The organism is Comamonas sp. SCN 65-56 (assembly GCF_001724135.1).
GTDB lineage: Bacteria > Pseudomonadota > Gammaproteobacteria > Burkholderiales > Burkholderiaceae_C > Comamonas_C.
This window is the reverse complement of record NZ_MEDS01000025.1, coordinates 461,578-481,385: the sequence shown is the minus strand read 5'-3', so window position 1 is coordinate 481,385 and position 19,808 is coordinate 461,578. Positions and strand designations below refer to the sequence as shown.

Here is a 19,808-nt window from a genome sequence, read left to right as displayed (position 1 = left end):
CCAGAGCGCGGTTTGCGCCAATAATGGCGCATGCCCCGCACCCCTGCCACCGCATCGGCGCACGACAGCGCCGAACCCTCCACGCCGTCGTCCAAGCCCCAGCGCCGCATCCAGTCCATCGAAGTCGGCGTGCGCGTGCTGCAGGCGCTGGTGGAGCAACGCCGCGCGCTGCCGCTCAAGGAGCTGGCGGCGCTGGCCGACATGCCGCCGGCCAAGGCGCACCCGTATCTGGTGAGTTTCATGAGCGTCGGCCTGGTCAAGCAAAACCCCGCCACCAGCCTTTACGGCCTCGGCCCCATGGCGTTGCAGATGGGCCTGGCGGCACTGCAGCAGCTCGATGCGCTGACCGAAGCCAGCGACGAGGCCGTGCGCCTGTGCACCGAGGCCGACCTGAGCGTGGCGCTCGCCGTCTGGGGCCACCTCGGCCCCACCGTGGTGCGCCTGGATGAGCCGCGCTACCCGCTGCATGTGAACCTGCGCGTGGGCACGGTGATGTCGGTGTTCAACACCATCACCGGGCGGGTGTTTGCCGCCTACCTGCCCGAGAAAATGGTGCGCTCGGTGCTGGAAGACGAACACCGGCGCGTGGTCGGCGGCGCCTCGCTGGCGTTCGATGTGCCCGAGGTGCAGCAGATGCTGGCCGAGATCCGCGCCGCCGGCATGGGGCGCGGGCTGTCGCAGCCGCAGCCGGGCATCAACACGCTGAGCGCCCCGGTGTTCGATGCCGATGGCAAGGTGGCGCTGGTGCTGACGGTGTTCGGCCCCCAGGGCGTGTTCGCCGCCGACATCGACGGCAAGGAAGGCCAGCTGCTGCGCACGCATGCCGAGGCCGTGTCGCGCCGCCTGGGGCATGATCCCGGCATCAAAATTCAACAATAACAAATTAATTGACATTAGACTAATTTTGTCCGACAATCCGTGCATCAACAACGCAACGGAGCAAACGGACATGACCGAAAAGAAATTCGCCTCGCAGGCCGATCTCGAAGAAAAAAAGATCAGCTGGGACAAGCTCAGCGACAACGCCTACGCCTACACCGCCGAGGGTGATCCGAATACCGGCGTGATCATTGGCGACGACGGTGTGATGATCATCGACGCCACCGCCACCCCCGTGGCAGCCCAGGGCGTCATCAAGAAGATCCGCGAGATCACCGACAAGCCCATCAAGTACGTGGTGCTCACCCACTACCACGCCGTGCGCGTGCTGGGCGCCAGCGGCTACAAGAACGAGGGCCTGGAGCAGATCATCGCCAGCCAGGACACCTGGGATCTGATCGTCGAGCGCGGCCAGCAGGACATGGACTCGGAGATCGGCCGTTTCCCGCGCCTGTTCCAGGCGGTGGAGAGTGTGCCGGGCCTGACCTGGCCGACGCTGACCTTCCAGGGCGAGATGACGCTGTGGCTGGGCAAGCTCGAAGTGAAGATCAAGCAGGTCGGGCGCGGCCACACCAAGGGCGACACCATCGTCTACCTGCCTTCGCAAAACATCTGCTTCTCAGGCGACCTGGTCGAGTTCGAAGCCGCCTGCTACACCGGCGACGCCTACCTGGCCGACTGGCCGCAGACGCTGGACAACCTGGCCGCGATGAAGTTCGACCAGCTCGTGCCCGGCCGCGGCCCGACCTTGACGACGCCCGAACAGGTCAAGCAAGGCCTGGCCTACACGCGCGATTTCGTCAGCACGCTCTACAAGAGCGCGCAGGAGGCGGTGGCCCAGGGCATGGATTTGAACGCGACCATGAAACACACGCGCAAGGCCATGGACCCGAAGTTCGGCCAGGTGTTCATCTACGAGCACTGTCTGCCGTTTGACGTGACCCGCGCACACGACGAGGCCAGCGGCATTCGCGACCCGCGCATCTGGACCGCCGAGCGCGACCAGCAGATGTGGCATGCGCTGCAGCAGGCCTGACCGGATGTGACGGCGCACAAGGAGACAAGACCATGAACCAACCCGATTCCCAAGCGGCCACGGCCCGGCACCAGACCCAGGTGGCGGTCGTGGGCAATGGCCCCGTCGGCCAGACCGCCGCCCTGCTGCTGGCGCGCTGGGGCATTGACTGCATCGCGCTCGATCGCCGGCCGCAGCGCGACGTGATCGGCTCCAAGGCCATCTGCCAGCAGCGCGACGTGCTGGATGTGTGGGAGTCGGTCGGCGTGGGCCACAAGATCGCCGCCGAAGGCGTCACCTGGGACCGCGCCACCACCTTGTACAAGGACGCCACGCTGTTCACCCAGCCCTTCGTCGACACGGGTCGATCGGTGTTCCCGCCCTTCGTCAACATCTCGCAGACCCGCACCGAAGAGCTGCTGGACGAGCAGATCGCGGCGACGGCGCACATCACGCCACTGTGGGACCACGGCGTCGAGCAGATCGAGCAGGATGCGGATGGCGTCACCCTGCACTGCCGCCGCGCCGACGGTACGCCGGTGGTCGTGCAGGCCCAATACGCCATCGCCGCCGCCGGCTCGGCGCCGCGCGAGCTGCGCCACCAGCTCGGCGTCAGCTTCAACGGCCGCAGCTTCGACGACAAGTTCCTGATCTGCGACATCCGCGCCGACCTGCCGGGCTGGGAGCGCGAGCGGCGCTTTTACTTCGATCCCGAGTGGAACCCGGGCCGCCAGGTGCTGATCCACCCCTGCCCCGATTCGACCTTCCGCATCGACTGGCAGGTGCCCGGCGACTACGACATCGAGCAGGAAGAAGCCAGCGGCGCGCTGGACGCGCGCATCCGCCAGATCATCGGCGACAAGCCCTACGAAATCGTCTGGAAGTCGGTCTACCGCTTTCACTCGCGCATGGTCGACCGCATGCGTGTGGGGCGGGTGCTGCTGGCCGGCGACTTTGCCCACATCGTCTCGCCCTTTGGCGCGCGCGGCCTGAACACCGGCGTGATGGACGCCGAAAACGCCGCCTGGAAGCTGGCCTTCGTGCTGCGCGGCTGGGCGAGCGACGCGCTGCTGGACAGCTACGACAGCGAGCGCTGCGCGGCCTCGCGCGAGAACATCGAGGTCACCGGCCACACCATGGACTTCCTGGTGCCGCACACCGAGGAGCAGCACCGCATCCGCGTCGAACGCCTGACGGCCGCGCTGACCGATCCGTCGGTGCACCCGCAGATCGACTCGGGCCGCCTGTCCGAGCCCTTCTGGTACGTCGACTCGCCGCTGACCACACCCGATGCCAAGCACCCGTTTGCCGGCCGCCCGCCACGCGGCCACGTGCCGCCGCCGGGGCCTGGCGTGGCGCTGCCCGACGTGCCGGTGCGCATCGAAGGCACCGACTGCACGCGCCTGCGCCAGGTGGCGCGCGACGGCCTGCTGCTGCTGGCCGGCAGCGCGGTGGACCTGGCAAGGCTGCGCGAGCAGGCGCAAAACGCCAGCGCCGCGCCGCTGCGCGTGCTGCGCATTGCCGACATCGATGCCGAAGGCGCGCTGCAGCAGGCGCTGCATGCCGGCCCGGATGAGGTCTGGCTGGTGCGCCCGGACGCGCATATCGCCGCGATTTGCGCCAGCGGCGATGCCCAGGCTGTGCGCGCCGCGTTGCAGCGTGTCGTCGGCCACTGATTCCATTTCCAGATCAACCGATCACTTTGTCAGCTTCGCTTGCCGTGCGACAGCACTGTCTGCGCTTCGCCTTCGCGTGCTCGATCGATCTGGAGTTGGAATGAGCCACTTTTCACCCCCCCGTTCCCCATTCCCACGGAGACCTTCCCATGGCCAACCTCAATGGCGTGCACCACGTCGCCTACCGCTGCAAGAACGCCAAGCAGACCGTCGAGTGGTATCAGAAGTACCTGGACGCCAACTTCATCCTGGCGATTGCCGAAAACGAAGTCCCCTCCACCAAGGAGCCGGACCCCTACATGCACATCTTCATCGACATCGGCGGTGGCAACATCCTGGCCTTCTTCGAGCTGCCCACCAAGCCGGAGATGATCGCCCCGTCGGATGCCAACACCCCCTCCTGGACCCAGCATCTGGCGCTCAAGACCGATTCCATCGACACCATGATGAAGGTCAAGGCCCGCATGGAGGCCGACGGCATCGAAGTCATCGGCCCCACCGACCACACCATCTTCAAGTCGATCTACTTCCGCGACCCCTCCGGCCACCGGCTGGAGCTGGCCGTCAACGCCGCCACGCCGACGATGGACAAGGCGCTGGACGAGGTCAAGTGGGAGATGCTGAACGAGTGGGACCGCACCAAGAAAGCGCCCACCCACGCCCGCTGGATGCACGACGGCAGCGGCCGGATCGGCGCGCACTGAGCGCCTGAGCGCTCAATCGCCGGGAGCCACAGGCAACGCTCCCGGCGCCGACAGTGCCCGTGCAGGCCTGTCCCCCGCGGCCTCGCCAATGGCCGCTCTCCTGCTTTCACCTTCACCAACCATGCGCCCGGCGCATGCAGGCCCCTGCCTTGCCCTTTTTCCGGAGACAGACATGAACACCGCCACCCTGGCCCCCGCCGCCGCTCCCACGACGGCCCCGTCCGCCCCGCCCGGCGCGCATGAACAGCGCCGCGTGCTTGCCGCCACGCTGGTCGGCACCGCCATCGAGTGGTACGACTTCTTCATCTACGCGCAGGCCGCAGGCCTGTACCTGGCGGCGGTGTTCTTCACCGGTCTGGCGCAGGACAACCCGGGCCTGGCGCTGATTCTGTCGTTTGGCACGGTCGGCATCTCCTTCTTGTTCCGCCCGCTCGGGGCCATCGTCGGCGGCGCCCTGGGCGACCGCTACGGGCGCAAATTCGTGCTGGTGCTCACGCTGCTGCTGATGGGCGGCTCCACCACTCTGATCGGCATGCTGCCCGGCTATGCCTCCATCGGCCTGTGGGCGCCGATCGCGCTGATCCTGCTGCGCATCGTGCAGGGCTTCTCCGCCGGTGGCGAGTGGGGCGGCGCCGCGCTGCTGGCGGTGGAGCACGCACCCAAAAACAAGCGCAGCCTGTTCGGTGCCTTCCCGCAGATCGGCGTGCCGCTGGGGCTGATCCTGGCCACGGGCGTCACGCTGCTCATTACCCTCGTCATCGGCAAGCAGGCCTATGCCGAGTGGGGCTGGCGCATCCCGTTTCTGCTGTCCTTTGTGCTGATCGTCGTTGGCGTGCTCATCCGCCGCGGCGTGCAGGAGTCGCCGGTGTTCACGCAGCTGCATGAGCGCCGCGCGCAGGGCTCGGCGCCGCTGGCGGACCTGGTGCGCCAGCACCCGCGCACCGTGTTCAAGGCGGCGCTGATCTTCATCGCCAACAACGCCGCCGGCTACCTCCTGATCGCCTTCCTGATCAGCTACGGACAGCGCTCGCTGGGCTTTTCCAGCACCGAAACCCTGCTCAGCGGCGTCGTCGCCGCCGTCGCCTGGCTTGCGTTCACGCTCTGGGGCGGCCACCTGGGCGACCGCATCGGCCGCGTGCGCACCTTCCAGATCGGCTACGTGCTGCTGGCGCTGTGGGCCATCCCGATGTGGTTCGTCTTCAACACCGGCAGCATCGCGCTGTTCCTGCTCGGTCTCGTGGTGCTGGCGCTGCCGCTGGGCCTGACCTACGGGCCGCAGGCGGCGCTGTACGCCGAGATGTTCCCGGCCAGGGTGCGCTACTCGGGCGTTTCGGTGGGCTACGCGCTGGGCGCGATCCTCGGTGGTGCGTTCGCGCCGATGATCGCGCAGACCATCATTGCCGAGACCGGGACGCCCTGGTTCATCGGCCTGTACATCGTCGTGCTCTGCGTGGTCTCGCTGTGGGCGGTGTCCCGCGTGAAGGAGCGCAAGGAGGTCGACCTGAATACCTGATCCCCGCCCTGCAGCGCGCACCATCCACCCGAGGAGCACCCGATGATTGAACTCAATGCCACCCACGACCCTGCGCTCACCAGCTGGGTTGCCAGCGCCAATGGTGGCGCGACCGATTTTCCGATCCAGAACCTGCCGTTTGCGGTGTTTCGCCGCCGGGGCAGCCAGGAGGGCTGGCGCGGCGGCGTGGCCATCGGCGAGCAGATCGTCGACATGGCGGCCGCCGTGGCCGCGGGCGTTTTCGCTGGCGACGCGCTCGCACCCGCCCGGGCGGCGGCAGAGCCGACGCTCAATGTTTTGATGAAAATGGGTCCAAAGCCCTTGTCCAGTCTGCGCAAGGCGCTATCGCAAGCATTGCAAACCGGCGCTGCAGAGCAGGCGCTGCTGCAAGAGTGCCTGGTGCCGCAGAGCCAGGCCGAGTACGGCTTACCGTGCCAGATCGGCGATTACACCGATTTCTACACCTCGGTGCACCACGCGACCAACATCGGGCGCCTGTTTCGCCCCGACAACCCCTTGATGCCCAACTACCAATGGGTGCCGATCGGCTACCACGGGCGGGCGTCCTCGGTGATCGTCTCGGGCCAGGACTTTCATCGTCCGCGCGGGCAGGTCAGGGCGCCGGATGCGGATGCACCCGTTGTCAAACCCAGCGCGCGCATGGACATCGAGCTGGAGCTGGCGGTGTTCATCGGTCAGGGCAATGCGCTGGGCGATCCTATCGGCATCGATGCGGCCGAGGAGCACATCTTCGGCCTGGCGCTGTTCAACGACTGGTCGGCGCGCGACATCCAGCCCTGGGAATACCAGCCGCTGGGGCCGTTTCTGTCCAAGAACTTTGCCTCCAGTGTCTCGCCTTGGGTGGTGACGCTGGAAGCGCTGGCGCCGTACCGCGCGCCGTTCACGCGGCCGGCGGCCGATCCACAGCCTCTGCCCTATCTGGCGAGCGCGGCGCACAGCGCAAGCGGCGGCTTTGATATCCAACTGGAGGCGCTGATCGAGACCCCAAAGATGCGGCAAACCCGGAGTGCCCCCGCGCGCCTGGCGCTGACCAACTACCGCCACGCCTATTGGAGCGCAGCGCAAATGGTGGCGCACCACACGGTGAACGGCTGCAACCTGCAAGCCGGTGATTTGCTGGGTACCGGCACGCTGTCGGGGCCGACGCTGGACGCGGCCTGCGCGCTGATCGAGCTCACAAGCGGCGGCAAGAACCCGATCCGGCTGCCCAACGGCGAGCAGCGCACCTGGGTCGAGGATGGCGACACCATCAGCCTGCGCGGCTGGTGCGAGAAGCCGGGCGCGGCACGCATCGGCTTTGGCGAATGCGTCGGCACGGTGCTGCCGGCCAAGGCCTGATCTCGGGCCCGGTGCCCTGCGCGCGTGGCGGGGGAAGCGGTTAAGCTAGCCGCATCCCATTCTTCACGGGTGCTGCCATGCTGTACAAATTCAAATCCCGCGCCACCGCAGATCTCATCATGCTCGAACCGATCGGGCGCCGCGTGCTGCAGATCTTGGGCAAGGACGCAGACCAGGCGCAAGGCATCATCACCGTCGAGCAGATTCCGGCCGCCATTGCCGCGCTGCAAAAAGCCGTGGCACAGGAAGAAGCCGCCGCGGCGGCCGCACCGCCGCCACAGGCCGACGAGGGCGCAAGCACCGACGACATCAAGGATCCGAGCGAGCGCGTCTGGCTGCGCCAGCGTGTCGTGCCCTTCATCGAGATGCTGCAAGACAGCGCAGCTGCCGGGCGCGAGGTGACTTGGTAGGCTGGTGCCGCAGCAGCATCAGCGTTGGCCCGCCGCGGGTTGGGGTGGGTGCGCCTGCCACTGGCGGCGCAGCGCCGCGCAATGGTCCTTGGGCGCCAGCGGTGCTGTGCGGTAAAGGTAATCCGCCTCAATATTGATAGCTGATGATGCGCTTGCAGCCTGCGCAATCGCCACTTTATGCTCAAAATTGGCGGGCAACCAGGTAGGGATGCCCAAGGTCGGCCGGACGTGGCCGTTGCCCGCCACCAGCAACACCGTCTTGCCGGGCTGCTGCGCCGCGAGTGCCACCTTCGCCAATTGCTCGTCACGCGCCAGTTGCACGCGCGTCATGGGGGCGATCTGGCGCTCGGGCAGCAGGTCGCAGTGGCCTTCGCGCACGGCGGCCTGCTGCTGCGCCAGCCGATCTGCGCTCAGGTGGGCGTCGAGCTGGGTGTCCTGCATCGCGCCACGCATCCGCTCGCGCGGCAGGTTGCCGCCGCGCACCGGCACACCGGCGCGCACCGCGGCCATCACCATGGGGCCGTAGCGCTTCCAGGGCCAGCCGGTGTCCTGCCAGTGCAGCGCGGCTTTCACCGCATCTTCCCCGGCCTCTGGAGGCAGACCGTCGGTCTGGTGGCCGGCTTCTGCCATCTCGATCACCAACGCCGCCAGTCTGTCGCTGGCCGCAAGCTGTGCCGTCGTATCGCGCTCCCACTGCTGATGGGCGCTGGCGTCGTGTTCCTCACCCAGCAGCAGCAGCGGCACGCCCTGCCAGTGCGCCAGCTGCGCCTGCCAGGCGGCTTTCGTCGCGGCGTCGGCAGGTGCATCGGCGGGCGCGCTGGCGCAACTGGCCAGCGCCAGGGCCAGCACCAGCGCGCCCATGATTTTGAAACGTGATGTAACCAAATCAACCATGCCAATCCTTGGAATGAAGCGCCAGCCAGCCCGCAGGCATGCGAAGGCCATGCTACAGGAAGCAGCGCAAAGGCGGCGATGCGGTCGTGCGGCGGTGCCTGCCGCGGGCGGGGCGGGGGCATACACTTGACCGATTGACGACTGTATAAAAAATCAGAGGACACCCGCATGCAACGCGAAGCCGCCGACCTTGCCCCCCAACTCCCGGTGCAGTCCATCAGCCTGGATGTGCTGCGCGAAAAGTATTTCAAGGGCGATGAAACCAGCGTGGAGGCGCTGTACGCGCGCGTAGCGCGCGCGCTGGCCTCGGTGGAAAAGCCGGAGCTCCGCGAGGCGATGCAGGCGCGCTTTGAGGACAACCTGCGCGCCGGTGCCATCGGCGCCGGGCGCATCATGAGCGCGGCGGGCACCGACATCCAGGCGACGCTCATCAACTGCTTCGTGCAGCCAGTGGGCGACTGCATCCAGGGCGTGGACGACGAGGGCTTTCCCGGCATCTACGAGGCGCTGCGCGAGGCCGCCGAGACCATGCGCCGCGGCGGCGGCGTGGGCTACGACTTCTCGCGCATCCGCCCGCGCGGCGCCGAGGTCAAGGGTACGCATTCGATGGCGTCCGGCCCGTGCTCCTACATCAATGTGTTCGATCAATCGTGCTCGACGGTGGAGAGCGCCGGCAGCCGCCGCGGCGCGCAGATGGGCGTGCTGCGCATAGACCACCCTGACGTGCTGGACTTCATCACCGCCAAGCGCACGCCCGGGCGCTGGAACAACTTCAATGTCTCGGTCGGCGTGCCGGATGCCTTCATGCAGGCCGTGGTGGAAGACGGCAGCTGGGAGCTGGTGCACAAGGCGCGTCCCGGCAAGGATGGCTTGCAGGCGGGCGCGCGCCAGAGGGCCGACGGCCAGTGGGTCTACAAGACGCTGCGCGCGCGCATGCTGTGGGACATCATCATGCAATCGGCCTATGACTTCGCCGAGCCGGGCATCCTGTTCCTGGATCACATCAACACCGACAACAACCTGAGCTACACCGAGCGCATCAATGCCACCAATCCCTGCGTGACGGCGGACACCTGGGTGATGACGGAAGACGGCGCGGCTCAGGTGGCTGATCTGGTGGGGCAGCCGTTTGGCGCGATCGTCGATGGCCGTGTTTACGCGACCGAGAGCCGGGGCTTTTTCGAGACCGGGCGCAAGCCGGTGCTGCGCCTGCAAACGCGTGAAGGCCATGCGCTCAGGCTCACGGCCGACCACCGCCTGCGCAAGGTGACGCGCAAGACCCGCTACACGCTGCAAACCGATTGGGTGGCGGCAGCGCAGTTGCAGCCAGGCGACGAAATCCTGCTGGGCGACCATCGCAGCTTGCAGGGCTGGGCCGGTGAGGGCCGCGAGGCCGAGGGTTATCTGCTGGGGCTGCTGGTTGGCGACGGCACGCTCAAGGCGGACAAGGCGGTGCTCAGCGTCTGGGCGCCCGAGCTGCGTGCCGTGGGTGCGGACAGCACGGTGGCTTATGCGGCGACGGGGGCCGCCGGCATCGTGCGCGCGGCCGAGGCGGCGGCGGCCACGCTGCACCATCGCGCTGACTTCCGTGGTTTTCAGCGTCCCGTCGCGGGACGTGGCGAGGCGCGCCTGGCGAGCGCCGCGCTGCGTGACCTGGCGTTTGCCATGGGCATGACGGTGGGCCACAAGACCATCACGGCGCGCATGGAGCGCGCGTCTTCGGAATTCACGACGGGCGTGCTGCGCGGTCTGTTTGATGCCGACGCCAGCGTGCAGGGCGCTCAGGACAAGGGCGTGAGCCTGCGCCTGGCGCAAAGCGATCTGGATCTGCTGCAATCCGCCCAGCGGATGTTGCTGCGCCTGGGCATCGCCAGCACGCTGTACCCCAACCGGCGGCCCGCCCAGGCACGCGCGTTGCCGGACGGCCATGGCGGGCAGCGTGGTTACGCGACGCGAGCGCAGCACGAGCTGGTCATCAGTGGCGACAACCTGGCCTGGTATGCCGAACGCATCGGATTTGCCGACGATGAAAAGGCCGACAAACTGGCGCAGGCGCTTTCCAGCTACCGGCGCGAACTCAACCGTGAGCGCTTCACGGCCACCGTCGCCCGGTTGGAGGACGATGGCGAAGAAACCGTCTACGACGTCACCGTGGCGGACGTGCACGCCTTCGACGCCAACGGCCTGCATGCGCACAACTGCGGCGAGCAGCCACTGCCCTCCTACGGCTGCTGCGATCTCGGGCCCATCATTCTGACGCGCTTCGTGCGCCATCCGTTCGGCTTCTCGGGCGAGGCCAGCTTTGACTTTGAGCGCTTTGCGCAGGTGGTGGCGACGCAAGTGCGGGCGCTGGACAACGTGCTCGACGTGACCTTCTGGCCGCTGCCGCAGCAGCGCGCCGAATCGGCCGCCAAGCGGCGCATCGGCGTGGGCTTTACCGGCATGGGCAATACGCTGGCGATGCTGAAATTGCGCTACGACCGCGAGGAGGGGCGCGAGGTGGCGGTGCGCATTGCCGAGTGCATGCGCGACGCGGCGTATCGCGCGTCGGTGGCGCTGGCCCGGGAGAAGGGAGCGTTTCCCAAGTTCGATGCCGATGGCTATCTCGCCAAGGGCACCTTCGCCAGCCGCCTGCCGCAGGACATCCAGGCCGACATTCGCCAGCACGGCATTCGCAACAGCCATCTGCTGTCGATCGCACCGACGGGTACGGTGAGCCTGGCGTTTGCCGACAACGCCTCCAACGGCATCGAGCCGCCGTTCTCGTGGACCTACACGCGCAAGAAGCGCGAGGGCGACGGCACGATGAGCGAGTACACCGTCGAGGACTACGCCTGGCGGCTGTACTGCACACTGGGCGGCAACGTCGATCAGCTGCCCGGGTATTTCGTCAACGCGCTGGAGATGTCGGCGCTGGACCATGTGGCGATGATGGAGGCGGTGCAGCCCTATGTGGACACGGCGATTTCCAAGACCGTGAACATTCCGGCCGATTACCCCTACGACGATTTCAAGGGCCTGTACCTGCAGGCCTGGCGCTCGCACCTCAAGGGTCTTGCGACCTACCGGCCCAACAGCATCCTCGGCGCGGTACTGCAGGCGCCCGCCAAGGAAGTCGCCCAGGCGCCTGTGACCGCCGTTGCCGAACCTGCGGCACCGGTGGACCCGATGCGCACGGTGATCGAAAGCCGGCCCCAGGGCGGTCTGGCCGCGGTGGCCGAGAAGGTCGAGTACTGGACGCAGGAGGGGCACAAGCGGCTGTACATCATCGTCTCCTTCCTGCCGGTGCCCGATGGGCATGGTGGCATGGTGGACCGGGCGATCGAGTTCTTCATGCCGGTGGGGCAAAGCGGCGAATCGCAGCAGTGGATCACCTCCAGCATGCGCCTGCTGTCGCTGGCGGCGCGCGGCGGCTTCCTGGAGCGGGCGCTGTCGGACATGCGCAAGGTGGCCTGGGACCGCGGCCCGGTGCGCCTGGGCCACCATGCCAAGGACGATGGCACCTTGGTGCCGATGTGGCATGACTCGGAGGTGGCGGCGCTGGCCTACGCGATTCAGCAGATCTTGACGCGCCGCCGCGGCGCGGCGCGGCAGCAGGAGTTGCCGCTGGAAGAGCCCGAGGCACCACGCAGCCTGCCGCCCGCGATGGCGGGCAAAAAATGCTGGGAATGCGGCGCGCACGCGGTCATCCGCAAGGACGGCTGCGACTACTGCACGCAATGCGGCGCGCTGGGCAGTTGCGGTTGAGCGTGGCGCGCGGGCGGCATCCCTGACAGGGATGGGGCTGCTTGCGCTGCGCTATCGTCAGGGCATTGTCATTTTCAGTCTTGACCCATGAAAACTCTGCTGAGTGCCGCTGGCGGCATGAACCGTGAGGCGGCGCGATGAGCAGCGCCGCACCCCTGGACCCGCATTGGCGCCTGCGCTACATCCTGCTGGCACCGCACCGCCTCGGCTTTTCGCTCGCGGCCGCGGTGCTGATTGCCGCCAGCCTCTGGTGGGCGCTGGTGCAGGTGGACCGCGCCACCGGCGCCTTCGGCCTGCCGACGGACGGCACACCGCCGCTCATCACCCATGCGGCGCTGATGAGCTTTGGCTTCATACCGCTGTTTTTCTCCGGCTTTCTGTTCACCGCCGGGCCGAAGTGGCTGGATGTGGAGCCGCTGTCGGTGCGCCAGATACAGACGCCGCTGTTCATGCAATGCGCCGGCTGGCTGGTCTGGCTGCTGGGCGGCCTGTTCAGCGAACCCCTGGGGCTGCTGGGCCTGGCCGTGGCGTGGCTGGGGCTGGTGTGGATGTCCTGGCTGTACGCCGGTCTGGTGCGCGCCAGTCGCGCTGCCAACCAGATGCACGGCAAGATGGTGCGCGCGGCGTTTGTCGTCGGCTGCGTCAGCGTCGCCGGCTTGGGCCTGAGCCTGCTGCTGCAGCGCTACGACCTGGCTCTGGCTTGGGTGCTGACCGGCTTGTGGGGCTTTGTCGGCGTGGTCTTCATGACGGTGGCGCACCGCATGATTCCGTTCTTCACGCATGGCAAGCTGCCGGGCGTGGAGGCTTGGCGCCCCGCCTGGGTCATGGGCGTGCTGGCGCTGGCCGTGGGGGCGCAAGCGGTGTTCGTCTGGTTGTCCATGGTGCAGTGGCCAGTCTGGCTGGCGATGGTCGGGTTGATGCTGCGCACCTGCTTTGAGCTCTTGATCGGCGTCTGGCTCATCTGGCTCACGGTGCGCTGGGGGTTGATGACGGCCATCAAGATCCCGTTGCTGGGCATGTTGCACATCGGCTTTCTCTGGCTGGGACTGACCCAGCTCATCGCTGCCGCCACCGACGCCTGGAGTGCGGTCGCACCGGGGGCGCCGGTGTGGCATCTGGCGGCGCTGCATGCCTTCACCATGGGATGCCTGGGCTCGCTGATGGTGGCCATGGTCTCGCGCGTCGCCGCCGGGCACAGCGGCCGGCCGCTGGAGGCCGGGCCGTTCTTCTGGGGTTTGTTCCTGCTGCTGCAGGTGACGGTGGTGATCCGCGTGGTCGCCGCGCTGCCGATGGCCGCGAGCACCAGTCTGCTGGCGCTGGCCGCCGTGCTGTGGCTCGCCATCATGGCGGCCTGGGGCGGGCGCTTGCTGGGCTGGTGGGGCCGGGTGCGCATCGACGGCCACCCGGGATGATGCTCTTTATTTTATAGCTCTCAGCGACCGTCCATTGGGCGCTGGAGCCAAAAATCACCAAGATTTCAGTGCAGGACGACCGGGTTCTGCGCCAGCCCCGCGTAGCCTTCGAGCGTGGCCTCGACTTCTTCCTGCGAAGGGGTGTTGCGCTGCCAGGCGATGATCTGCTGCTGGAACAGCTCGGCCCAGGAGCCATCCAGATACACCTCCTTGCCCGAGCGCTTGTCCACGATCTCGAAGCCGTGGCGCAGCAGCTGGGGCACGGGCTTTTCGTCGGCCTGCGTGTCGTCCTGTCCGGGCTGGGGCAGCATGTGCACCACCACAAAGGATTCGGAGTCGTAGAGCATGTGCATGGTGGTCCTCCCGTTGCTGTCGCTGGCAGATGGTGGCAGGGCGCCCGCGTTCAAGACCGTCACAGTATTCCATGAATCGGCTGCCGGGGCGCTGACTCAAGGGCTTTCGTGGCCTGAAAGCCGCAGATCGACGAAATCCCCGCCTGCTTCCGCCAGCCGGATGCGCACCGGCAGGTAGTGCAGTTCGGTGCCCAGCCACAAGGTGTCCCTGCGCTCGTCGCCACCGCGCGGCAGGCGCTGCAGTTTCAGGGCCGGGATGTCGCCCGCCGGCAGGTGCAGCACCTCAGGCCCGGCGACGGTGAAGGTCCAGGGGTCGATGCGCCTGGGGCCGACGGTGGCAAAGGTGATGGATGTGCCGCGCGGGTAGCGTTCGGGCGCGGCAGCCATCAGCGCACCGAGCTGGATGAAGATGCTCAGCCGATCCTGCGTGCCGTCGGCGAGGGCGGTGGTGGCGATTTCGCCGTCGCTGAATCGGGCCTGGTGCGCCTGAAAGTCGAGTTCGGCGCGGCGTGTCTTGCCGGCTTCATCGACAAACTGCTCAGGCTGCAGACCCTGGGCGGTGATCCGCCCGCGGCTCTCCTGCGCGCGCGAGCCCAGCAGAAAGAGGCGAATCTGCTGGCGCAACTGGTAGTGGCTGGCGTCGCTCTGCCAGGTGAGTGTCGCGCGCGCCTGGTAATTGAAACCCTTGACATGGCCCGCTACGTCAAACGACAGCACCGTGGAGGGCGGCAGCACGAGCGGCGCGGCGGCCGGCTTGGGTGCGAGCGGCGCCTTATTTGCCAAGGGCGCCTGGGGCTCGGCCGGTGGCGCTGCCGGGGCGGGGGCTTCAGCGGCCGCTGGCACGGGTTCGGCGCGCGCAGCGACGGTGGGCAAAGAAGCGGGTAATGGGGTGGGTAAGGATTCGGTTGGCGGCGCGTGTGGGGTGGCGGCCGGATCGGTGGCGGCCTGCTGCGCCTGCCAGCTTGCGTAGGCCGCCTGCAGACGTGCGGAGCGGTCCGGTGTCGCAGGCGCGGGCGCGATGGCTGCGGTGGCGGTATCGGTGCTGGCGACCTTCGAGGCCGGCCGGGCGGGCGCGGGGGCTGCCTTCCTGACGAGCGCCGGACGCTGCGCGGCCTTGGACTGTGGTGCTGGCTGCGGCGCGGCGGCGCGGGGAGGTGGTGTGGTTGCGGGCGGCTCGGGTGGCGCCAGAACCCGGGTCTGCAGCGCGCCGGGCGGTGCGGCCGCCGACGCCACCGGGGGCAGCGACATGCGGGCAAGCAGCAGCAGATGCAGCGCCAGCACGGCAAGGCCCAGCAGCCAAAGGCTGCGCCGGGCGGCGGGCGCTACCATGCGCGGTTGCTGCATCAGTCGTCAAGCCGTGCCGCAAGGCTGTTGCGCACGCACATCAAGGAAGGTTTGCTATGAAATTGGCTACGCTGCGCGACGGTTCGCGCGATGGCCAGCTGGTGGTGGTCTCGCGCGATCTGGCGCAGGCGCATTATGCGGGCGCGATCGTGAGCCGGCTGCAGCAAGCGCTGGAGGACTGGAACTTCTTCGCACCGCAACTGCAGGATCTCTGCGACGAGCTCAACGCCGGCCGTGCGCGCCATGCGTTCGTGCTCGACCCGGCGCATTGCCTGGCACCGCTGCCGCGCAGCTACCTCTGGGCGCATGGCAGCGTCTACCCGTCGCATGCGCAGCGCTGCCCGCAGGCGGCGCTGGCGTTCCAGACCAGTCCGGCGGACCATCTGCTCGCGCCGCAGGCGCGGTGGCCGGCCGGGGGCGAGCCGGCGCTGGATTTCGCCGCCGGCGTGGCGGTGGTCACGGGCGAAGTGCCGCGGGCGGCGGCGCCCGAGCAGGCTGCCGAGGGTGTGCGGCTGCTGATGCTGGCACTGACGCTCGGCCAGCCTGACGCGCCAGCCAGCCTGGCGACGGCATTCGCGCCTGTCGCCCTCACGCCCGACGAGCTGGGCGAGGCCTGGCGTGGTGCACGCGCGCAGTGCACGCTGCAGGTGCAGCTCAATGGGCGCAAGTTCGGGCTGTGCGAGAGCGGGCCGGAAATGGCGCTGGACTTTGGCGCCTGCATCGCGCAGTGCGCGCGCTGGCGCGGTGTGGGGGCGGGCAGCATCGTCGGCGCGCTGCCGGTGAGCAATGCGGATGCGACGCGCGGCTTCTGCAGTCTGGCAGAGCGGCGCAGCGCCGAGCTGGCGCAGGATGGCGAGGCCAGGACCCCATGGCTGCGTGCCGGCGATGCGCTGCAGGTGCAGGCGCGGCTGGCGTCCGGCAGCCAGAGCCTGTTCGGCGCCATCGAGCTTCAACTGGACTGAACCCGGCGGTCAGCGTCCGTGGCGGTCGTGGCGATCGCGCCGCCCGCGGTCGTGGTGCCCACGCTCATCGCCCCAGCGGCCGGCGATGAAGACCCACTGCGGCCCTTGCTGTACCCATTGCGGCTGCTGCCAGGCATGGCCCCGGCGCACGCGCACCCACTGGCCGGGTACCCAGACGTAGGCGCGGTGGCGCCACTCCCAATGTCCTTGCGACCAGACCATGCCGCGGCGAGCGCGCGGCACGGCCTCGTAGCGCGGTGGTGGCGGGGGCGGTTGAACCATCACCGGCGCGACGATGGCAGGCTGCGGCCCGGCCTGGATGACGACGGTGGCGCTGGTGGCGGCCTGCGCGCCTGTGGCAAGCCCAAGGCCCAGGGCGGCGGTCAGGAGGATGCGGTACATGTGCTTTCCCTTGGTGTGTGGTGCATGGCGCCATGCTCGCCGGGCATTGTCAATTGGGGTCGCCGCGCGTGTGTCCGTTGGCTGAAGAGTTGTCACCAAGCGTCACGGCCCGGGGCTCAGCCGGTGGCGGCTGTGCGCGCGGCCAGTTGGGCCAGGTAGCGTTCGGTCGCGTCGCGCGCCATCGCCACCGAACCCAGCGCCTGCCCGCCGCCGTCGGTGACGATGGCAAAGCTCATGTCCACATACAGCTTGCGCCCGGTCTTGTGCACGCCGCGCGTGGTGCGCACCTCCCGGCTGCCGGTGTGGCCATTGGCCATGGCGCGGTTGAAGCCGCGCCAGTGCGCTTCACGCAGGTGCGCGGGGATGATGAGGTCCACGCTCTGCCCCAGCGCTTCTTCGGCGCTGAAGCCGAAGAGCGCCGCTGCGCGTGCGTTCCAGATGCGGATCACGCCTTGTGCGTCGATGAAAATCAGCGCATCGCCGGCGTCGGCGATGATGCGCTCCCAGGGTAGAGATTCAGAGCTTGCGTGCGTCATGGATCGATTGTCCTCCTGGTGACAATACCCGTGTTGTCCAAGACCAGATTCGGCTTTTGCGCTTGTGAAAAAAGCGCGGATAGCTATTGTTTCAGTAGAAGCGGAGCACCGTCGTGAGCAAAGCATTGCGTTTGTCGGAAAAGTGGTTTCGCCGCGGCCTGTGGCTGGTGGCGCTGGTTTTCGCCAGCTTTCTGATCGGGCTGGGCGGCACCATCGTCGGCGATCTGCCACAGGTGGAAAGGGCGCTGCAGCTCGACGATTTTCTCGACATGGCGCAGGTGGCGCCGCTGCGTGCGCAGGCACGCGTGGCACGCGAGGCGCAGGAGACGGCGCGCAACGCACTGGAGCAGGCCGAGCTGCAGGCCGGCAAGGCGCGCTCCAGCACCCAGGCCGAGCGCGAGAGCCTGAATGCCTGGCTTGCCACGCGCAGCGCCACCCAGCGTTCGGAGCAGGATCCGGAGGTGATCGCCCGCACCCATGTGCTGAATGCACTGCAGCAGCAGGAATTGAAAGCGCGCCAGGCGGTGCAGGCCCAGCAGCAGGCGCTGCTGGATGCGCGCCAGCAGGCGCAGGCGCAGCAGAAGCGCTTGTCGGAGCTGGAGCGCGGCGGGCGCGAGCGCATGGCCAGCGCCGAGCGGGCGCAGGAGCTGCGCGTTTTTCTCTATCGCCTGGCGCTGACGCTGCCGCTGCTCATCATTGCCGGCTGGCTGTTCGCGAAAAAGCGCAAGAGTACCTGGTGGCCCTTCGTTTGGGGCTTCATCTGGTTTGCGCTGTTTGCCTTTTTTGTCGAGCTGGTGCCTTACCTGCCGAGCTACGGCGGCTATGTGCGCTATGCGGTCGGCATCGTCGTCACGGTGCTGGTCGGGCGCTTTGCCATCCAGGCGCTCGGTCGCTACCTGGAGCAACAGAAGCAGGCCGAGGCGCGGCCCGATTCCGAGCGCCGGCGCGAGCTGGGCTACGACGTTGCGCTCACGCGCCTGGCCAAGGGCGTATGCCCGGGTTGCGAGCGTGCGGTGGACCTCAAGGACGGCACGACGGATTTTTGCCCGCACTGCGGCATCGGCCTGTTTGCCCGCTGCGGCCACTGCGGCACGCGGCGCAGCGCGTTCGTGCATTTCTGCCCTTCGTGCGGGACGACGGCGCAAAAGCCCTGAGCCTGTCGCTCCTAGGCCCTGATCTCGCCGTGGCGCAGCGGCGTCATCGCGGTGGGGTCGAAGCTTTGTACCTGGTTGCGGCCGCTCGTCTTGGCGTGGTAGAGCGCGGCGTCGGCGCGCGCCAGCAGTTCGTTCATGGCGTAGGGCGTGTCGGCGGGCGTGCCCGCGTGCAAGCCCACGCTCATGGTGACGCCGAAGCTCTCGCCGCCGTCGGTGGTGAAGCGGTGTTCGCGCAACTGGGCGCACAGGCGCTCGCTCACCGCCTGGGCAGCGGCATGCGTGGCATGCGGCAGCAGCAGCGCGAATTCCTCGCCGCCGATGCGCCCGAACAATTCGCCGGGGCGCAGATTGCGCTGGATGAGCTGGGCAAACTGCTGCAGCACGATGTCGCCCTGGGCATGACCCCAGCGGTCGTTGACCTGCTTGAAATAGTCCATGTCAAACATCAGCACGGCGACGGGTGTGTTCTCGCGCTGCAGGCGTTGCAGCTGCTGCGCGCCGCGCTCCATCAGGGCGCGGCGCGACAGCGCACCGGTGAGGAAATCGTGGTTGACAGCGCGGTGCAGGATTTGCAGTGCCTGTGCGTGCAGCGCGTGCGCGGTGGCCACCGCCAGCGGCGCCAGCGACAGCAAGGCCACGCCGACGCGAAACGATATGGTGTCCAGCAATTGCTCCGGCGTCAGGCTCAGACCCAGCAGCACCAGTGCGGCGGTACTCCACAGGCCGACCAGCAGGTTCAGCACCGACACGAGAAACACGCCATACGTCATCGCGCACCACACCAGCGCGGGGACGGCAAACACCAGCGCACCTGGGCCCTGGAGCGCAAACGCCGCCGCTTCGGAGGCGATCAACGCCAGCAGCGGCAAGCCCCGGAATCTGCCCAGCGGCTGCAGAACCCGGCTGCCGCGCCACTGCCAGATCCAGCCGCGCGGCGCCGCCAGCACCACGGGCAGGCACAGGACCAGGTTGTAGAGCTCGCCGCTGCCCCAGATGGCGAAGGTCTGCCAGCCTGTGGTGGAAAAAAATAGATCGCGATTCAGACTGCTCAGCAGCGCTCCGGTGATGGCGGCAAGCACGCAGCCGACCAGGATGATGAGGACCGAGCGCTGGCGACGAAAGCCCAGCGTGGCCGGGCCCTGGCGCACCAGGAACAGCCAGCCGACGAGCACTGCCACCAGGTTGATGGTGTTGATCACCAGGTTGCGTTCCAGACTGGCGCCGGTGAGGGCATCGGCGGCAATGAAGCCCAGCCACGCTGACAGCCATGCCAGGGGCGTCTTGCTCCAGGTCGGATTGCGCAGCATCAGCCCCAGCAGCAGGCCATTGGCCGGCCAGAAGCTGGCCATGAAGGCGACGGGCCGCGTGGCGATGCCTGCCAGGCAGGCGGCGAACATGAACGCAAACAGCAGCCCATGCTCGTGCACGAGCATGGGTCTGGTGGTCAT

At 67.9% G+C, this 19,808-nt stretch carries 17 protein-coding genes; 11 read left to right on the top strand and 6 right to left on the bottom strand.

The window, feature by feature from the left end:
- The first annotated feature begins 30 nt into the window (after window positions 1-30).
- The 7 genes from ABS45_RS15185 to ABS45_RS15155 all read left to right on the top strand — a co-directional run bounded on the left by ABS45_RS15185 (window position 31) and on the right by ABS45_RS15155 (window position 7,556).
- Window positions 31-879: an IclR family transcriptional regulator gene (locus ABS45_RS15185; protein ID WP_291556870.1), complete on the top strand. Its 849-nt coding sequence runs from the start codon at window positions 31-33 to the stop codon at window positions 877-879.
- Between the two features lie 70 nt (window positions 880-949).
- On the top strand, window positions 950-1,915 hold the full coding sequence (locus tag ABS45_RS15180) for an MBL fold metallo-hydrolase (RefSeq protein ID WP_291556867.1): 966 nt from the start codon (window positions 950-952) through the stop codon (window positions 1,913-1,915).
- A gap of 32 nt (window positions 1,916-1,947) precedes the next feature.
- Window positions 1,948-3,570: an FAD-dependent monooxygenase gene (locus ABS45_RS15175; RefSeq protein WP_291556862.1), complete on the top strand. Its 1,623-nt coding sequence runs from the start codon at window positions 1,948-1,950 to the stop codon at window positions 3,568-3,570.
- A gap of 149 nt (window positions 3,571-3,719) precedes the next feature.
- The gene (locus tag ABS45_RS15170) at window positions 3,720-4,274 is read left to right on the top strand and encodes a VOC family protein (protein ID WP_291556859.1); all 555 of its coding nucleotides are present in this window, start codon (window positions 3,720-3,722) and stop codon (window positions 4,272-4,274) included.
- A gap of 172 nt (window positions 4,275-4,446) precedes the next feature.
- Window positions 4,447-5,787, top strand: coding sequence for an MFS transporter (locus tag ABS45_RS15165; RefSeq protein ID WP_291556856.1), 1,341 nt, complete (start codon window positions 4,447-4,449; stop codon window positions 5,785-5,787).
- Between the two features lie 45 nt (window positions 5,788-5,832).
- A complete protein-coding gene (fahA, locus tag ABS45_RS15160; protein WP_291557290.1) occupies window positions 5,833-7,146 on the top strand; it encodes a fumarylacetoacetase in 1,314 nt (437 codons plus the stop codon).
- Window positions 7,147-7,223: 77 nt separating this feature from the next.
- Complete coding sequence (locus ABS45_RS15155) at window positions 7,224-7,556, top strand: DUF1840 domain-containing protein (protein WP_291556853.1); 333 nt, start codon at window positions 7,224-7,226, stop codon at window positions 7,554-7,556.
- 18 nt (window positions 7,557-7,574) lie between these two features.
- On the opposite strand, the gene ABS45_RS15150 is transcribed toward ABS45_RS15155, so the two are convergent.
- Window positions 7,575-8,450 carry a ChaN family lipoprotein gene (locus ABS45_RS15150; RefSeq protein ID WP_291556850.1) on the bottom strand — a complete coding sequence of 292 codons (876 nt, stop codon included), beginning with the start codon at window positions 8,448-8,450 and terminating at the stop codon, window positions 7,575-7,577.
- Window positions 8,451-8,618: 168 nt separating this feature from the next.
- Between ABS45_RS15150 and ABS45_RS15145 the strand changes: the two genes are divergently transcribed.
- Both ABS45_RS15145 and ABS45_RS15140 read left to right on the top strand, forming a co-directional pair.
- Window positions 8,619-12,197 (top strand): LAGLIDADG family homing endonuclease, encoded by a 3,579-nt coding sequence (locus ABS45_RS15145; protein ID WP_291556847.1) that lies wholly within the window; start codon window positions 8,619-8,621, stop codon window positions 12,195-12,197.
- A gap of 137 nt (window positions 12,198-12,334) precedes the next feature.
- Window positions 12,335-13,609 carry an NnrS family protein gene (locus ABS45_RS15140; protein WP_291556844.1) on the top strand — a complete coding sequence of 425 codons (1,275 nt, stop codon included), beginning with the start codon at window positions 12,335-12,337 and terminating at the stop codon, window positions 13,607-13,609.
- A gap of 65 nt (window positions 13,610-13,674) precedes the next feature.
- Here ABS45_RS15140 and ABS45_RS15135 read toward each other — a convergent pair whose 3' ends face one another.
- Together ABS45_RS15135 and ABS45_RS15130 are read right to left on the bottom strand one after the other, a co-directional pair.
- Entirely contained in the window at window positions 13,675-13,962 is a 288-nt protein-coding gene (locus ABS45_RS15135; RefSeq protein ID WP_291556841.1) for a DUF3567 domain-containing protein, read from the bottom strand.
- 96 nt (window positions 13,963-14,058) lie between these two features.
- Complete coding sequence (locus ABS45_RS15130) at window positions 14,059-15,291, bottom strand: DUF3108 domain-containing protein (protein ID WP_291556839.1); 1,233 nt, start codon at window positions 15,289-15,291, stop codon at window positions 14,059-14,061.
- Between the two features lie 71 nt (window positions 15,292-15,362).
- On the opposite strand from ABS45_RS15130, the gene ABS45_RS15125 reads away from it, so the two are divergent.
- Window positions 15,363-16,268 carry a fumarylacetoacetate hydrolase family protein gene (locus ABS45_RS15125; protein WP_291556836.1) on the top strand — a complete coding sequence of 302 codons (906 nt, stop codon included), beginning with the start codon at window positions 15,363-15,365 and terminating at the stop codon, window positions 16,266-16,268.
- A gap of 9 nt (window positions 16,269-16,277) precedes the next feature.
- On the opposite strand, the gene ABS45_RS15120 is transcribed toward ABS45_RS15125, so the two are convergent.
- Both ABS45_RS15120 and ABS45_RS15115 read right to left on the bottom strand, forming a co-directional pair.
- Entirely contained in the window at window positions 16,278-16,670 is a 393-nt protein-coding gene (locus ABS45_RS15120) for a YXWGXW repeat-containing protein (protein ID WP_291556833.1), read from the bottom strand.
- A 116-nt stretch (window positions 16,671-16,786) separates the two neighbouring features.
- Complete coding sequence (locus tag ABS45_RS15115) at window positions 16,787-17,206, bottom strand: PAS domain S-box protein (protein ID WP_291556830.1); 420 nt, start codon at window positions 17,204-17,206, stop codon at window positions 16,787-16,789.
- A 113-nt stretch (window positions 17,207-17,319) separates the two neighbouring features.
- Here ABS45_RS15115 and ABS45_RS15110 point away from each other — a divergent pair, with 113 nt between their 5' ends.
- On the top strand, window positions 17,320-18,360 hold the full coding sequence (locus ABS45_RS15110; RefSeq protein WP_291556827.1) for a serine endopeptidase: 1,041 nt from the start codon (window positions 17,320-17,322) through the stop codon (window positions 18,358-18,360).
- A gap of 11 nt (window positions 18,361-18,371) precedes the next feature.
- On the opposite strand, the gene ABS45_RS15105 is transcribed toward ABS45_RS15110, so the two are convergent.
- Window positions 18,372-19,808 carry a sensor domain-containing diguanylate cyclase gene (locus tag ABS45_RS15105; protein ID WP_291556824.1) on the bottom strand — a complete coding sequence of 479 codons (1,437 nt, stop codon included), beginning with the start codon at window positions 19,806-19,808 and terminating at the stop codon, window positions 18,372-18,374.

Excerpts from the sequence above, each read along its gene's own strand:
- ABS45_RS15145 (WP_291556847.1), top strand. The coding sequence starts at position 8,619 with ATGCAACGCGAAGCCGCCGACCTTGCCCCCCAACTCCCGGTGCAGTCC.
- ABS45_RS15105 (WP_291556824.1), bottom strand. The coding sequence starts at position 19,808 with ATGACCACCAGACCCATGCTCGTGCACGAGCATGGGCTGCTGTTTGCG.
- ABS45_RS15175 (WP_291556862.1), top strand. The coding sequence starts at position 1,948 with ATGAACCAACCCGATTCCCAAGCGGCCACGGCCCGGCACCAGACCCAG.
- ABS45_RS15185 (WP_291556870.1), top strand. The coding sequence starts at position 31 with ATGCCCCGCACCCCTGCCACCGCATCGGCGCACGACAGCGCCGAACCC.
- ABS45_RS15155 (WP_291556853.1), top strand. The coding sequence starts at position 7,224 with ATGCTGTACAAATTCAAATCCCGCGCCACCGCAGATCTCATCATGCTC.
- ABS45_RS15165 (WP_291556856.1), top strand. The coding sequence starts at position 4,447 with ATGAACACCGCCACCCTGGCCCCCGCCGCCGCTCCCACGACGGCCCCG.
- ABS45_RS15130 (WP_291556839.1), bottom strand. The coding sequence starts at position 15,291 with ATGGTAGCGCCCGCCGCCCGGCGCAGCCTTTGGCTGCTGGGCCTTGCC.
- ABS45_RS15150 (WP_291556850.1), bottom strand. The coding sequence starts at position 8,450 with ATGGTTGATTTGGTTACATCACGTTTCAAAATCATGGGCGCGCTGGTG.
- ABS45_RS15120 (WP_291556833.1), bottom strand. The coding sequence starts at position 16,670 with ATGTACCGCATCCTCCTGACCGCCGCCCTGGGCCTTGGGCTTGCCACA.
- ABS45_RS15140 (WP_291556844.1), top strand. The coding sequence starts at position 12,335 with ATGAGCAGCGCCGCACCCCTGGACCCGCATTGGCGCCTGCGCTACATC.
- ABS45_RS15115 (WP_291556830.1), bottom strand. The coding sequence starts at position 17,206 with ATGACGCACGCAAGCTCTGAATCTCTACCCTGGGAGCGCATCATCGCC.
- ABS45_RS15180 (WP_291556867.1), top strand. The coding sequence starts at position 950 with ATGACCGAAAAGAAATTCGCCTCGCAGGCCGATCTCGAAGAAAAAAAG.
- ABS45_RS15125 (WP_291556836.1), top strand. The coding sequence starts at position 15,363 with ATGAAATTGGCTACGCTGCGCGACGGTTCGCGCGATGGCCAGCTGGTG.
- ABS45_RS15170 (WP_291556859.1), top strand. The coding sequence starts at position 3,720 with ATGGCCAACCTCAATGGCGTGCACCACGTCGCCTACCGCTGCAAGAAC.
- ABS45_RS15135 (WP_291556841.1), bottom strand. The coding sequence starts at position 13,962 with ATGCACATGCTCTACGACTCCGAATCCTTTGTGGTGGTGCACATGCTG.